12 protein-coding genes and 1 riboswitch are annotated in these 13,921 nt (G+C 68.5%); of the genes, 5 read left to right on the plus strand and 7 right to left on the minus strand.

Annotated features, from left to right (window positions below; all coding sequences use genetic code 11):
- Nucleotides 1-243 precede the first annotated feature (243 nt).
- On the minus strand, nucleotides 244-963 hold the full coding sequence (locus AC1D1T_RS13690; RefSeq protein WP_465111647.1) for a glutathione S-transferase: 720 nt from the start codon (nucleotides 961-963) through the stop codon (nucleotides 244-246).
- Nucleotides 964-1,103: 140 nt separating this feature from the next.
- On the opposite strand from AC1D1T_RS13690, the gene AC1D1T_RS13695 reads away from it, so the two are divergent.
- Both AC1D1T_RS13695 and AC1D1T_RS13700 read left to right on the plus strand, forming a co-directional pair.
- Nucleotides 1,104-2,354 (plus strand): polyhydroxyalkanoate depolymerase, encoded by a 1,251-nt coding sequence (locus AC1D1T_RS13695; protein WP_465111646.1) that lies wholly within the window; start codon nucleotides 1,104-1,106, stop codon nucleotides 2,352-2,354.
- Between the two features lie 228 nt (nucleotides 2,355-2,582).
- Nucleotides 2,583-2,768: riboswitch (yybP-ykoY riboswitch) on the plus strand.
- An 8-nt stretch (nucleotides 2,769-2,776) separates the two neighbouring features.
- The gene (locus AC1D1T_RS13700) at nucleotides 2,777-3,346 is read left to right on the plus strand and encodes a TMEM165/GDT1 family protein (RefSeq protein ID WP_477828684.1); all 570 of its coding nucleotides are present in this window, start codon (nucleotides 2,777-2,779) and stop codon (nucleotides 3,344-3,346) included.
- Here AC1D1T_RS13700 and AC1D1T_RS13705 read toward each other — a convergent pair whose 3' ends face one another.
- The 5 genes from AC1D1T_RS13705 to aroC form a co-directional block, all read right to left on the minus strand.
- On the minus strand, nucleotides 3,347-6,550 hold the full coding sequence (locus tag AC1D1T_RS13705) for an efflux RND transporter permease subunit (RefSeq protein ID WP_477991998.1): 3,204 nt from the start codon (nucleotides 6,548-6,550) through the stop codon (nucleotides 3,347-3,349).
- Nucleotides 6,551-6,568: 18 nt separating this feature from the next.
- Nucleotides 6,569-7,732 carry an efflux RND transporter periplasmic adaptor subunit gene (locus AC1D1T_RS13710; protein WP_477828174.1) on the minus strand — a complete coding sequence of 388 codons (1,164 nt, stop codon included), beginning with the start codon at nucleotides 7,730-7,732 and terminating at the stop codon, nucleotides 6,569-6,571.
- A gap of 226 nt (nucleotides 7,733-7,958) precedes the next feature.
- Entirely contained in the window at nucleotides 7,959-8,981 is a 1,023-nt protein-coding gene (locus AC1D1T_RS13715) for an aldo/keto reductase (protein WP_477991999.1), read from the minus strand.
- Between the two features lie 30 nt (nucleotides 8,982-9,011).
- Entirely contained in the window at nucleotides 9,012-9,938 is a 927-nt protein-coding gene (locus AC1D1T_RS13720; RefSeq protein ID WP_477992000.1) for a carboxylesterase family protein, read from the minus strand.
- A gap of 116 nt (nucleotides 9,939-10,054) precedes the next feature.
- Entirely contained in the window at nucleotides 10,055-11,143 is a 1,089-nt protein-coding gene (gene aroC / locus AC1D1T_RS13725) for a chorismate synthase (RefSeq protein WP_477992001.1), read from the minus strand.
- A 286-nt stretch (nucleotides 11,144-11,429) separates the two neighbouring features.
- Here aroC and AC1D1T_RS13730 point away from each other — a divergent pair, with 286 nt between their 5' ends.
- The 3 genes from AC1D1T_RS13730 to AC1D1T_RS13740 all read left to right on the plus strand — a co-directional run bounded on the left by AC1D1T_RS13730 (nucleotide 11,430) and on the right by AC1D1T_RS13740 (nucleotide 13,316).
- On the plus strand, nucleotides 11,430-12,521 hold the full coding sequence (locus AC1D1T_RS13730; protein WP_477992002.1) for a porin: 1,092 nt from the start codon (nucleotides 11,430-11,432) through the stop codon (nucleotides 12,519-12,521).
- 109 nt (nucleotides 12,522-12,630) lie between these two features.
- Nucleotides 12,631-12,888: a type II toxin-antitoxin system Phd/YefM family antitoxin gene (locus AC1D1T_RS13735; RefSeq protein WP_477842296.1), complete on the plus strand. Its 258-nt coding sequence runs from the start codon at nucleotides 12,631-12,633 to the stop codon at nucleotides 12,886-12,888.
- Nucleotides 12,885-13,316, plus strand: a complete 432-nt coding sequence (locus tag AC1D1T_RS13740) for a type II toxin-antitoxin system VapC family toxin (RefSeq protein WP_477825586.1) — start codon at nucleotides 12,885-12,887, stop codon at nucleotides 13,314-13,316. The genes AC1D1T_RS13735 and AC1D1T_RS13740 overlap by 4 nt, the downstream gene beginning before the upstream one ends.
- Nucleotides 13,317-13,348: 32 nt before the next feature.
- On the opposite strand, the gene AC1D1T_RS13745 is transcribed toward AC1D1T_RS13740, so the two are convergent.
- Nucleotides 13,349-13,807, minus strand: a complete 459-nt coding sequence (locus AC1D1T_RS13745) for a CBS domain-containing protein (protein WP_047502890.1) — start codon at nucleotides 13,805-13,807, stop codon at nucleotides 13,349-13,351.
- Nucleotides 13,808-13,921: the final 114 nt, after the last annotated feature.

Raw genomic sequence — 13,921 nt, forward strand, 5'->3', positions numbered from 1 at the left:
GAGTCTGTGGAGCGCCAATTAGGACGGGTCGCCGGAGCTGGCTGGTTTCATGGCCCGCGTGCGCAGCACGCTTCGTGAACTGACTGTCGCCCACTGTTTGACCACAACGAACGAAGTGAGTGGCGGGAGTTTGGGCGACGGGCCATGAAACCAGTCAGCGCAGGGGAGTCATCGCCCCCAGGGGCGATGACCGACCCGTCCGGCGCGCCACAGACTCCCCGCACGCGCCTTCCGCGCCGACGCTCAAAATTCCATGTCGAGTTCTTCGATGTCGTCGGGCTCGGCCTTCGCCGCAGCGATCCATTCCTTCATCTCCGGCATCGCCATGATGGCCTGGCAGTAGAGGATGCAGGGCTTGTTCAGCTTGACGCCGTAGGTCAGGAAGCGCGTGACCACCGGCGCGTACATCGCGTCGGCCATCGTGCGCTGCGCGCCGAACAGGTACGGGCCGCCGTACGCCTCGAGGCACTCGGTCCAGATCTCGGTGATGCGGTCGATGTCGGGCTGCGCGCCGGCCCAGATCTTGTGCCCCGGGTGATGCGCCTTCAAGTTCATCGGCAGCGAGCTGCGCAGGTTCGCGAAGCCCGAGTTCATCTCGCCGCTGACCGAACGGCAATGCGCCCGCGCGATGCGGTCCTTCGGCATCAGGCCGGCGCCCGGCTTGATCTCGTCCAGGTACTGCGCGATCGCGAGCGTGTTCCACACCTTTGCGCCCTCGTGCGTCAGGCAGGGCACGCGGATCGACGGCGCGAGCAGCAGCAGTTCCTTGCGCGCATCGGCGTCGTCGGGCGACACCATCACCTCGTCGAAGTCCAACCCGGCGAAGCGCGCCAGCAGCCAGCCGCGCAGCGACCACGACGAGTAGTTGCGGCTGCTGAGCGTCAGCGTCGCCTTCGCCGTGGCAGCCTCCGCCTTCCTCGGAGCAGGCTTGGCAGCAGGCTTCTTCGCGGCGACGGTCGACATGCGGGGTCTCCGAAACCACGCGGCGGGGCGGCGTGTCCGGCATGGCATTGCAAGCGCTGTGCCACGGCCTGGTGCGTGCCGGCCGGCTGGCGCGCAAGTTGCTCGTTCTCCTGCGCACGCTACCGCGCGCAGGAGAACCCATGATGTACCAGGCTTACCAGGCCCACGCCGACATGATGTGGCCGCTGCAGGCGCTCGCGCGCACGGCGCTGCCGATGCTGCAGGACCCGAGCTTCGGCTGGTCGGCGCTCGCAGGCAACCGCAAGCTTGCGGCCGCCTGCGAGCTGATGGGCCTGGCCCAGGTGACGCACCACCGCCCGGCGTTCGGCATCGAGAGCGTGCTCGTCGCCGGCGAGCCGGTGGCCGTCACCGAGGAGGCCGCGTTGGTGACGCCGTTCGCGACGCTGCTGCACTTCCGCAAGGACAGGGGCAACCCCACCGCGGCACCGCAGCCGCGGGTGCTGATCGTCGCGCCGATGTCCGGCCACTTCGCGACGCTGCTGCGCGACACCGTGCGCACGATGCTCGCCGACCACGACGTCTACATCACCGACTGGCACAACGGCCGCGAGATGCCGCTCTCGGCCGGCCCGTTCGGGCTCGACGAGTACACGCAGCACCTGATCGACTTCCTCGCGGCGATCGGCGAGGGCGCGCACCTGATGGCGATCTGCCAGCCCTGCGTGGCCGCGCTGAGCGCCGTCGCGGTGATGTCGCAGGACCGCCACCCGGCCACGCCGCTGAGCCTGACGCTGATGGCCGGGCCGATCGATTGCCGCATCAGCCCGACCGAGGTCAACAAGCTCGCGATGACCAAGGACATCGCGTGGTTCGAGAAGCACCTGATCGGCGTCGTGCCGTGGCGCTATCCGGGCGCCGGCCGCCGCGTCTACCCGGGCTTCGTGCAGCTGACCGCGTTCATGAGCATGAACAAGGATCGGCACATCAACGCCTTCAAGACCTACTACGAAAACCTGGCGCACCCGCAGCCGGATGAAGACCGGCTGAAGCAGGCCGCCGCGACGCGCAACTTCTACGAGGAGTACTTCGCGGTCGCCGACCTGCCGGCCGAGTTCTACCTCGAGACCGTGCGGCTGGTGTTCCAGGAGTACGCGCTGCCGCTCGGCCGGCTCACGTTCCGCGGGCGCCCGGTCGAGCCGGCCGCGATCCGCCGCACTGCGCTGCTGACGGTCGAGGGCGAGCGCGACGACATCTGCGCGCCCGGCCAGACCCTCGCCGCGCAGGACCTGTGCAGCGGGCTGCGGCCGTACCTGCGCACACACTACGTGCAAGCCGGCGTCGGCCACTACGGCGTCTTCAGCGGCCGGCGCTGGCAGAACCACATCTACCCGATCGTGCGCGACGTGATCCACGTGTCGCGCCAGGTGTGACTTCCGTGACAGCCGATCCGCCAAGATGTATCCGGCGGGTTACTCAATGGCCACATCTGGTTACGAGTTGACTTGCAGACTGCCGCTTCCCGCACTTGCCGAGAAGGAAGCGACGATGACAACCCGCCCTGCAGCCTGCCCCACCGATCGCCTGACGGGCGACTACTCGACACTGGACATCGACCTCACCGTCAGCCTCGACGACATCCGGCGCGACTACAATGCGCCCCACCCGTCATTGGGGAGTAGCCGCCCTGCAGCCACTGCAGGGGCTTGCGTCAACACACTTGGCCCTCAGGCCATGGCGCAGGCAGCAGTGACCCTGTCACAGGCCTGGCAAGACCGATGACCGTGCTGCCTCCGGAAGGGCCGGGGTTGCGGCGCGGTCGTTGCGTCCACCGGCCCCGGAGTACTGCCCCCTCATGGAAGCCTTCCTCGTCTCGACCGGCGCCGTCGCGCTCGGCGAGATCGGCGACAAGACCCAGCTGCTCGCGCTGCTGCTCGCCGCCAGGTTCCGCCGCCCGCTGCCGATCATCCTCGGCATCCTGGTCGCGACCCTCGTCAACCATGCGCTGGCCGGCGCCGTCGGCACCGCGATCGCAGCCTGGCTCGGGCCGGACACGCTGCGCTGGATCATCGGTGGGTCGTTCCTCGCGATGGCCGCGTGGATGCTGGTCCCCGACAAGATCGACGAGGACGAGGCCGCCCCGCAGCGCTTCGGCGTGTTCGGCACCACGGTGATCGCGTTCTTCCTCGCCGAGATGGGCGACAAGACGCAGATCGCGACCGTCGCCCTCGCCGCGCGCTATGCCGACCTCGGCGCGGTGGTGGCCGGCACGACGCTCGGGATGATGCTGGCCAACGTGCCCGCGGTGCTGCTCGGGCACCAGGCCGCGACGAAGCTGCCGATCAAGCTCGTGCACGGCATCGCGGCGGCGATCTTCGCGGCGCTGGGCCTGCTGACCTGGTTCAACGTCGGGCACCTGTTCTGACTACTTGGCGATGAGATCCCCGCTCGGCAGGGCCGGTGCTTCGTCGTGCACCGGCGAGGGTTTGCGCTCTCGCACGAGGTAGGAATACACCACCGGCACGACGATCAGCGTCAGCAGCGTCGACGTGATCACGCCGCCGATGATGGCCCGCCCCATGCCCGCCTGGATCTCGCCGCCCTCGCCGAGCGCGAGCGCCAGCGGCAGCATGCCGAACACCATCGCGGCCGTCGTCATGATGATCGGTCGCATCCGCACCAGCCCGGCCTGCAGCAGCGCGTCGGCCATCGAGAGGCCGGCCTTGCGGCCGTGGTTCGCGAAGTCGACCAGCAGGATCGCGTTCTTCGTCACCAGCCCCATCAGCATCACCAGGCCGATCATCGAGAACAGGTTCAGCGTCGAGCGCGTCACCCACAGCGCGATCATCACGCCCAGCAGCGCCAGCGGCAGCGACACCATGATCGCCACCGGCTGCAGGAAGCTGCCGAACTGCGAGGCCAGCACGATGTAGATGAAGATGACGGCCGCGACCAGCGCCATCAGGATGCCGCTCAGGGCCTCGGCCTGGTCCTTGGTCTGCCCGCCGACGTCGAAGCGGTAGCCCGGCGGCAGCTGCGTCTCCTTGACGATCTTCTGCACGTCGGCACCCACGTCGCCGCTCGGGCGGCCCTGCGTGCCGGCATAGATGGCCTGGCGGCGCTGCAGGTCCTGGCGCTTGATCACCAGCGGGTTCACCACCGGCACGATGTCGGCCACGCGCGACAGCGCGATCGGCGTGCCGTCCTTCGCATAGGCGACCGGCAGGCTGTCGAGCTGCGTGATGTTCTCGCGCGAGGCCTGCGGCAGCCGCAGTTCGACGTCGACCTGCTCGCCGTCGGGCGAGGTCCAGTACGTGGCCACGTCACCGTTCACGTAGCTGCGCAGGCTGGTCGCCAGCTGGCTGGTGGTGAGGCCGAGTTCGCGCACCGCGTCGGGCTTCAGCCGCACCGCGTAGGCCGGCAGGCCGGGCTTCACCGAGGTCGTCAGGTCGGCGATGCCCTTGACCTTGGCGACCTTGTCGGCGAGCCGCTGCACCTCGGTCTCGAGCACCTTCGGATCGGGCCCGAGCAGCGCGACGTAGATCGGCTGCTGGCCGACCGTGATCTCGATGCCGGGAATCGGCTTCAGCGCCTCGCGCATCGCCGCCTCGACCTCGCTCTGCTTGCGCTTGCGCTCGCCGGGCTTCACCAGCTGGATCGCGAGCGTCGCCGAGTTGCGGCTGCCGTTGCCGGTGTCGCCGATCGTCGTCGAGGTCAGGCGCACCTCGCTCATGCCGCGGATCACCTGCTCCACCTGCGCCAGCTTCGCGCTCGCGCGCGGCAGGCTGGTGCCCACCGGCAACGTCACGTTCAGCTGGATGTAGCTGTTGTCGGCATCGGGGATGAACTCGCTGCCGATCTGCGTCGACAGGAACAAGGCCATCACGAAGCTGCCGAGCGCGCCCAGCAGCACCAGCGCGCGCGGCGTGACGGTCGCCAGGCGCACACCGCGCCGCTGCGAGGCATCGCGCCGGCCGTCGGCATCGAAGGGCCGGCCCCAGGCCGGGATCGGCGGGAACAGCATGCGGTAGCGCCGGCCCGAGAACACCCAGCGGATCGTGCGCTCGTAGACGACATGCAGCACGTCCATGCCGCGGTCGGTCCAGCGCATCAGGTGGCCGAGCACCGGCAGCTTCGCGAGGCGGTTGGTCGGCGGATCGCGCCAGATGCTGGACAGCATCGGGTCGAGCGTGAAGCTGACGAACAGCGACACCAGCACCGCCACCGCCACCGTGACGCCGAACGGGAAGAAGAACTTGCCGATGATGCCCTTCATGAAGGCCACCGGCACGAACACCGCGCAGATCGCGAAGGTGGTGGCCATCACCGCCAGGCCGATCTCCTCGGTGCCCTCGCGCGCCGCCTGCACGTGGCTCTTGCCCATGTGCACGTGGCGCACGATGTTCTCGCGCACCACGATCGCATCGTCGATCAAGAGCCCGATGCACAGGCTCAGCGCCATCATCGTCATGAAGTTCAGCGTGAAGCCGAACGCGTACACCGCGATGAAGGACGAGATCACCGCGATCGGCAGCGTCAGGCCGGTGATCACCGTGCTGCGCCAGCTGTGCAGGAACAGGAACACGATCGCGATCGTCAGCAGCGCGCCTTCGACCAGCGTGTGCTTGACGCCCGTCAGGCTGCGCTCGACCCAGTCGCTGTCGGCGTACACCAGCTTCAGCTCGACGCCGGGCGGCAGGCTCTTGCGCAGCTCCTCGGCGGCCTCCTTGATGGCGGCGCCGGTCTCGACGATGTTGGCATCCTGCTGCTTGTAGACCTGGAACGAGATGGCCGGCACGCCGTCGACGCGCGACAGCGAATCGGGCTCGCGCTCGCGCTCGACCAGCTCGCCGAGGTCGGCCAGCCGCACCACCATGCCGTTGCGCGACGCGATCACCACGTCGGCGAAGGCCTTGGCGTCGCGCACCTTGCCCTCGACGCGCACGATCGCGTCCTCCTTCGCGCTGCTGAGCTGGCCGACCGGCATGTCGGCGTTGGCGCGCTGCAGCGCGGCGGACACGTCGGCCGGCGTCAGCTGGTAGGCGCGCAGGCGCTGCGGGTCGAGGTCGATGCGCACCTGGCGCACCGTCATGCCGCCGACGTCGACGCGTGCCACGCCGGCCGAGCGCTCCAGCCGCTTGCGCACCACCTGGTCGGCCAGCAGCGAGAGCTCGCGCGCGCTGCGGTCGGGCGCCAGCAGCGACAGGTAGACGGTGGGCTGCGCGTTGTCGCCGTCGAAGCGCGAGACGAACGGCGTCTTCGCGTCGCGCGGGAACACCGGCTGCACCGCCGCGACCTTGTCGCGCACGTCCTGCACCGCGCGCGTCATGTCGGCGCTGAGCTGGAACTCGACGACCGTCTCGCTGCGGCCCTCGAAGCTGTTCGAGCGGATCATCTTCACGCCGGAGATGCCGTTCAGCGCCAGCTCGATCGGGCGGGTCAGCTCGGTCTCGGTCGCGTCGGGCGAGGCGCCCGGGTAGGCGACGCTGACGAAGACGATCGGCGGCGAGATGTCGGGCAGGCGCTCGACGCGCAGCTGGCTGTACGAGAACAGGCCGAGCACGCACAGCGCGGCCATGATCATCGTCGCGAAGACGGGGTTGTTGATGGAGACGCGGGTGAACCACATGGCGGTCGGTCTCCAGGATCAGGAACTGGCGACGGCGGAGGCCGCCGACGTCGCGGAAGCGGCCTTCGGCGCCGTGCGCTGCGTGACGATCTTCGCCGGCTGGCCTTCGCGCAGGTTGTCGAAGCGCGCGCCGAGCACCTGGCTGTCGGCCGCGAGGCCCTTGGCGATCTCGATGCGGTCGCTCGCGGCATCCTTGCGGCCGGTGATCACGATGCGGCGCACCAGCGCGTCCTTCTCGAGCGTCCAGACGAAATCCTGGCCCGAGGCCTGGCCGACCGCGCTGATCGGCAACGTGAGGCGCGGCGCCTCGTCGGGCAGCACCACGCGGGCCTGCGCGTACTGACCGGCGCGGAACAGCTCCTGGCGGTTGTCCAGCACCACGACCACGCCGATCGCACGCGTGCCGGCCTCGGCGGCGGGGGCGATGCGGTCGATGCGGCCCGGCACCGGCTGGCCCTGCCCTTCCACCTGCACCTGCACCGGCTGGCCGGGCTTCAGCAGCGAGACCTCGTGCGTGCCGACGGTGCCGGCGAGCTCCAGCGTCGACAGGTCGACCACCGTCAGCAGCTGCTGCTCGGCGCTGACCTTCTCGCCGGGCACCACATGGCGCTTGCCGACGATGCCGGAGATCGGCGCGACCAGCGCCGCTTCCCTGACGCCGACGCGCGTGGTGGCCAGCTGGGCCTGCGCCGACTTGAGCTGCGCGCGCGCCGAATCGAGGCGGGCCTGCGACGACTGCAGCGCGGTCGGCGAGATGAAGTTCTGCGCCGACAGGCCGACGTTGGCGGCATGCGTGCGTTCGGCCTCGACCAGCGCGGCCTGCGCGGATTCGACCGATGCCGAACGGTCGGCGACGCGGCTCTGCAGGTCGGCCAGGTCGATGTCGCCGAGCAGCTGGCCGGCCTTGACGCGGCTGCCTTCGGCCACCTTCAGTTCGAGCAGCGTGCCGGTGGCCTTGGCGCGGATCACCGCGGTGCGCGGTGCGACCAGCGGCCCGGAGAACTCCACCACCAGCGGCATCGCGAGCTGCTTCGGCTGCACGACCTCGGACGCGACGAACTCGAGCGCGACGAGCGCCGGCTCCTTCTTCTTGTCGCCGCCCTCCTTCGAGCCGTTGCTGCGGCCGGGCACCAGCGCCAGCACGAGGCCGACGATGACCACCGCGCCGATCGCGCCGCCCACCCAGAGTCCACGCCGGGAGGTCCGTGATGATCCTCCGCCCACCGGCTGCTGCCCGTGTGAGGCGGCGCCGTGATCGTTGTGTGCTGTATTCATGGGCGGGAGTGTAGATTCGGCCCCCACCCGTCTGACAAGGTCTGCGACAGACTGCAGATTGGGGGGGCCGAGCCGTGAACCGGCCCGACGAATCGGTGGAACTTCGCGACGAACTGCGATCAGCGACGACGGATCACTGGTGCCCGGCGATCGGGTGCGGCTCGTAGCCTTCGCCGAGCGCCCGCAATTCGTCCGGCGGCAGCGACAGCTCGGCGGCCGCCACCGCCTCGTCGAGCTGCGGCAGCTTGCTGGCGCCGATGATCGGCGCGCTGACGCCCGGCTGGTGCAGCAGCCACGCACAGGCCAGCGTCGCCGGGCTGACGCCACGCTGCGCCGCCAGCGCCTTCAGCCGCTCCACCGTCTTGAAGTCGCTGTCGCGGTAGTACAGGGTCTGCGCGATGTTGTCGGTCTGCGCCCGCGCGGTCGCGCCGCCGGCCTTGTCGTCACGGGCCCGGTTGCCGGCCAGGAAGCCGCGTGCCAGCGGGCTCCACGGGATCAGGCCCACGCCCTGGTCGCGGCACAGCGGAATCATCTCGCGCTCTTCCTCGCGGTAGGCCAGGTTGTAGTGGTTCTGCATGCTGATGAACGGCGTCCAGCCGTGGCGGCGCGCGGTCTCCTGCATCTTCGCGAACTGCCAGGCCCACATCGAACTCGCCCCCAGGTAGCGCACCTTGCCCGCCTTCACCAGGTCGTGCAGCGCCTCCATCGTCTCCTCGACCGGCGTGTTCGGGTCGAAGCGGTGGATCTGGTAGAGGTCGATGTAGTCGGTCTTCAGGCGGGCGAGGCTCGCATCGACCGCATGGAACAAGCGCTTGCGGCTCAGGCCGTGCAGGTTCGGCGGAGCCTGGTCGAACGCGGTCGCGGCGTTGCGGTATTCCATCTCGACCAGGTAGTAGGCCTTGCTCGCGATGACGACCTCGTCGCGCCGGCAGAACTCGCGGATGAAGCGGCCGGTCAGCACCTCGCTCTCGCCGGACGAGTACATGTCGGCGGTGTCGAAGAAGTTGATGCCGAGCTCGACAGCGCGCTGCACCAGCGGCCGGCTCGCGGCCTCGTCGAGCACCCAGGGCCGCCAGTCGGGGCGGCCGTAGGTCATCATGCCGAGCGCGATGCGCGACACCTGCAGGCCGCTGCGGCCGAGTCGGATGGTTTTCATGGCCGCCAGCGTAGCGCCTGCGGCAAGGCATCAGCGCGTGTGGGCAAGCATCCACTGGTAGATGTTGCGGCCGGTCTCGACCTGCGCGGCCGGGTCGTAGGTGCGCGTCCACGAATCGTGGCCGACGCCCGGGTACAGCGTCAGCTTCGCCGCCGGGTCGACCGCGTTCGCGCAGGTGTAGCCGTCGGCCGCCGTCGCCTTGTTCAGCTTGTCGACCCAGCCCTGCGACAGCGCCGGCAGCACCGTGGTGTCGGCCGTGCCGTGGAAGGCGAACACCGGCAGGTTGCCGGCGACCATCGCGTTGCAGATGCCGTTGTTCGCACCCTTCGGATCGGCCGCGCCGGCGATCGGCACCAACGCGGCGATCTGCGATGCCCACGAGGTCTTCGGTGACGAACCCGCCACCGATGCGGTCGCCAGGCTCCAGGCCGCCCCGCCGCCCATCGACAGCCCGGTCACGTAGATGCGCTTCGGATCGACCCGGTAGGTCTTGATCGCATGCGCCAGCATGCCGGCGGTGTCGTTGCCGTTCCACCAGCCGCGGCTGTCCTGCGGCGAGACGACGATGAAGCATTCACGCCCGGCTGGCATGTCGAAGCACATGTCATTGTTGGCGGCGATCAGCTTCGGCGGACCATGGCGCTTGACGTTGTCGAGTTGCGAACCGTTGGCCGCGCCGGTCTCGCCGGCGCCGTGGAAGAACACCATCAGCGGGTACGTCTTGCCACTGCCTGTGTAGTCGGCCGGCAGGTACTCCCAGTACCAGACCGGCAGCGTGCCGTCGAGCGAGGTGAAGCTCTTCTTCAGCTGGCGCTCGGAGGGCTTGGTGGCCTGCGCAGGCGGGGGCGGGTCGACGTTGCCGGAAGGAGCGCCGGTCGTGCTGCTGTCATCGCCACCGCCGCCGCAGCCCGCCAACAGCAGGCCGAAGGTGATCGTCGTCGCAAGGCGCAGGTTCATGGCACGGACTCCCGAGGGCTCATCCATCGGAAAGCAAGGGATGCGCCTTGCGGTTTCGCGGGGAGATCGGCCTGGTTTGCGACGATTTGCGGCAATCCCTCACACGGCCTGTCGCCCTATGCGATGCGCGGTGTCTCGACGCGCACGTCACCGCACTGCGCCCGGTGCCGCAGCGCGTGGTCCATCAGCACGAGCGCCAGCATCGCCTCGGCGATCGGCGTGGCGCGGATGCCGACGCAGGGGTCGTGGCGGCCGTGCGTCTGCACGACGGTCGGATTGCCCTGCAGGTCGATCGAATCGCGCGGGCTGTGGATCGAGCTGGTCGGCTTGATCGCGATGTTGACGGTGATGTCCTGGCCGGTGCTGATGCCGCCCAGCACGCCACCGGCGTTGTTGGTGCGGAAGCCCTGCGGCGTCAGCTCGTCGCCATGCTGCGTGCCGCGCTGCGCGACGCTCGCGAAGCCGGCGCCGATCTCGACGCCCTTCACCGCGTTGATGCCCATCATCGCGTAGGCGATGTCGGCGTCGAGCTTGTCGAACAGCGGCTCGCCCAGCCCGACCGGCACCTGCGCCGCCTCGACGCGGATGCGCGCGCCGACCGAATCGCCCGACTTGCGCAGCGCGTCCATGTAGGCCTCGAGTTCGGCGATCTTCGAGGCGTTGGCGGCGAAGAACGGGTTCTCGCCGATGTGCTGGTGGCCCTCGAACGGAATCTCCAGCTCGCCCAGCTGGGTCATGTGGCCGCGGAAGGTGGTGCCGTACTGCGCCTTCAGCCATTTGCGCGCCACGGCGCCGGCGCCGACCATCGGCGCGGTGAGCCGGGCCGACGCGCGCCCGCCGCCGCGCGGGTCGCGGATGCCGTACTTGTGCCAGTAGGTGTAGTCGGCGTGGCCGGGCCGGAAGGTCTGCAGGATGTTGCCGTAGTCCTTGCTGCGCTGGTCGGTATTGCGGATCAGCAGGCAGATCGGCGTGCCGGTGGTCTTGCCCTCGTAGACGCCGGACAGGATCTCCACCGCATCCGGCTCGTTGCGCTGCGTCACGTGGCGCGAGGTGCCGGGGCGGCGGCGATCGAGCTCGGGCTGGATGTCGGCTTCGCTGAGCTCCATCCCCGGCGGGCAGCCGTCGATCACGCACCCGATGGCCGGCCCGTGCGACTCGCCGAAGTTGGTGACGCGGAACAGGGTGCCGAGGGTGCTGCCGGACATGGGTGCCTTCAAGACGGAAAACGGGAACGAGGCGCCAACACATCGTGATGCGAAGGCGGCCTTGAAGTTTAAGGGTTCGTCCCTTGGGAGCGCAGCCCGGTGCTTCAAGAGCGGAATCCTTGCTGATTCAGCAATGCCGACTTGCCGGTGATGGGGTTTTTCACAGTCAGGGACAACCCTAGCATTCACCCCCAAGACGCAGCACCGGTCGGTGTCTGCCACGCGGTCGGAGTTGGACGCGTGCCTGTGGGACAAGGGGTCCACCTACTGATCGGAGAAGAATCTCATGAAGTTCGCCACCTTTGCAGTGACCGCAGTCGCCCTGGCTGCCGCGTCGGCCGCCAACGCGCAAGACGCACAACAATCCACCACCAACGTGACGCTGTACGGCGTCGCCGATGCCTACGTGCAGTTCGCCAACGGCGCGGCCAACCTGAGCCGCGTGCAGTCGGGCGGCCTGCAGGGCTCGCGCTTCGGCCTGCGCGTCACCGAAGACCTCGGCGGCGGCCTGCGTGCCCTGGCCGTGCTCGAAAGCGGCGTCAACATCGACGACGGCACCAACGGCCAGAACGCGTTCTGGGGCCGCCAGTCGTATGTCGGCATCGGCTCGGCGCAGTTCGGCACGCTGACCCTGGGTCGCCAGTACGGCAGCATCTACAACCTGTCGAGCGACTTCAGCGAGTTCTCGAACGTCTCGACCGGCGCGAGCACGGCCGTCATCGGCGGCTTCGGCGGCTACGAGCCGGTGCGCGGCGGCACCACCACCACGGCCACCGGCAACGGCGGCCCGGCGCGCATCAACAACTCGGTCAAGTACGAGACCCCGACCTTCAGCGGCTTCAAGGCCGGCGCACTGTGGGGCTTCGGCGAGTCCACCGGCGCGACCAACGAGCAGCGCACGGCCGACGTCTACGCCCGCTACAGCGGCTACGGCTTCGACGCGATGCTGTCGTTCGTCGACGACAAGCAGGACCTGACCTCGCAGGACGTGCGCACGACCTCGGGCGCGGTCGGCTACACGTACGGCGACTGGCACGGCACGGCCGGCGTGATCTCGGTGAACGACCGCAGCGCGGTGGATGCCGACGGCCAGGGCTTCTGGGTGGGCGGCGACTACCGCTTCGGCGCGAACACGGTGCGCGCGCAGTACGTGCAGAACAAGGCCAAGAACGTGAACGAAGGCAAGACGCAAGCCTTCGGCGTCGGTTACCAGTACGATCTGTCGAAGCGCACGGCGCTGTACAGCGCGGTGACGCGCTTCAAGAACGAAGGCGACGGCTATGCTGATCGCTGGGCCAGCGCCGTGCCGGCCGGCCTGACGAACGCCGGGGACCGCAACATCACGGAATTCACCACCGGCATCCGCCACTCGTTCTGAGTGAGCCGCTGGTGAAGAAGGCCCGCTCTGTGAAGGGCGGGCCTTTTCATTTCTGTTGTCGGCGCACCGTCAATCTAGTAACGTTGCTACGTAGATGGAGGACGCCGCGATGAGGATCACCACCACACTTTCCAGCAGGGAATTCAACCAGGACACGGCTCGTGCGAAGAAGGCCGCTGCACAAGGACCGGTGGTCATCACGGACCGCGGCCAGCCGTCTCATGTGTTGATGACCTACGAGCGCTATCGCGAACTCACGGGAAACCTGCCGAGCATCGTCGACTTGCTCGGAATGTCCGAGGGCGCCGATATCGAGTTCGAGCCTGGGCGATTGGGCTCCGCTTACCGCGCGGCGGAGTTCGACTGATGTATCTGCTCGACACCAACGTGGTGTCCGAGCTGCGCAAGGCTCCGAGCGGCCGCGCCGATCCCCATGTGGTGGTTTGGGCGGCTTCCGTCACTGCGGCCGATTTGTCGATCTCGGCGGTGACTGTTCTTGAACTGGAGCTTGGAATATTGCGATTGCAGCGTCGCGACGCTGCGCAATCTGCGAACTTGCGCAGATGGATGGACGAGCAAGTCCTGCGCACCTTCGGCGAGAGGATTCTCCCCGTGGACACGACGGTCGCTTTGCGCTGTGCCACCTTGCACGTGCCGGACCCGTGCTCCGATCGCGATGCGCTCATCGCTGCGACCGCCCTGGTTCACGGCCTGATCGTTGTCACCCGAAATGTCGCCGACTTCAAAACCACCGGCGCGCGGCTTCTGAATCCGTGGCATCGCGAACAAGCGTGATTCCAGGGAGACGCCTCGCCGAGCGAGCAGCGTCAGTTCTGAACAGGTTGTTGATCCTCGACGGGCCAGTCGCGGATATACGCCTTCAGCATCCGGTTCTCGAAGTCCTGGCTGTCGACCACTGCCTTCGCGACGTCGTAGAACGAGATCACGCCCATCAGCGTGCGCTGCGTCATCACCGGCATGTAGCGGGCGTGGCGCTCGAGCATCATGCGGCGCACCTCGTCGATCTCGGTCTCGGGCGTGCAGGTCAGCGGGTGGTCGTCCATCACGGTGCGCACGATGGTCGTGCCGACCGTGCCGCCGTTGCCGACCACGGCCAGGATCACCTCGCGGAAGGTGAGCATGCCGGCGAGGTCGCCGTGCTCCATCACCACCAGCGACCCGATGTCGCGCTCGGCCATCGTGCGCACGGCATGCGCCAGCGGCTGGTCGGGCGAGACAGTGAAAAGCGTGCCGCCCTTGACACGCAGGATGTCTGCGACTTTCATGGGTCCTCTCCTTGGGGGTGTGTCGGGCCAATATAGCCCACAATTCTTCACAACAACATCCCCGGCTGCACCCACGAGGTGCCTCCGGCGGCCGCGAAGAACGACAGGAGATCC

This window comes from Rhizobacter sp. P2_H3, assembly GCF_056403355.1.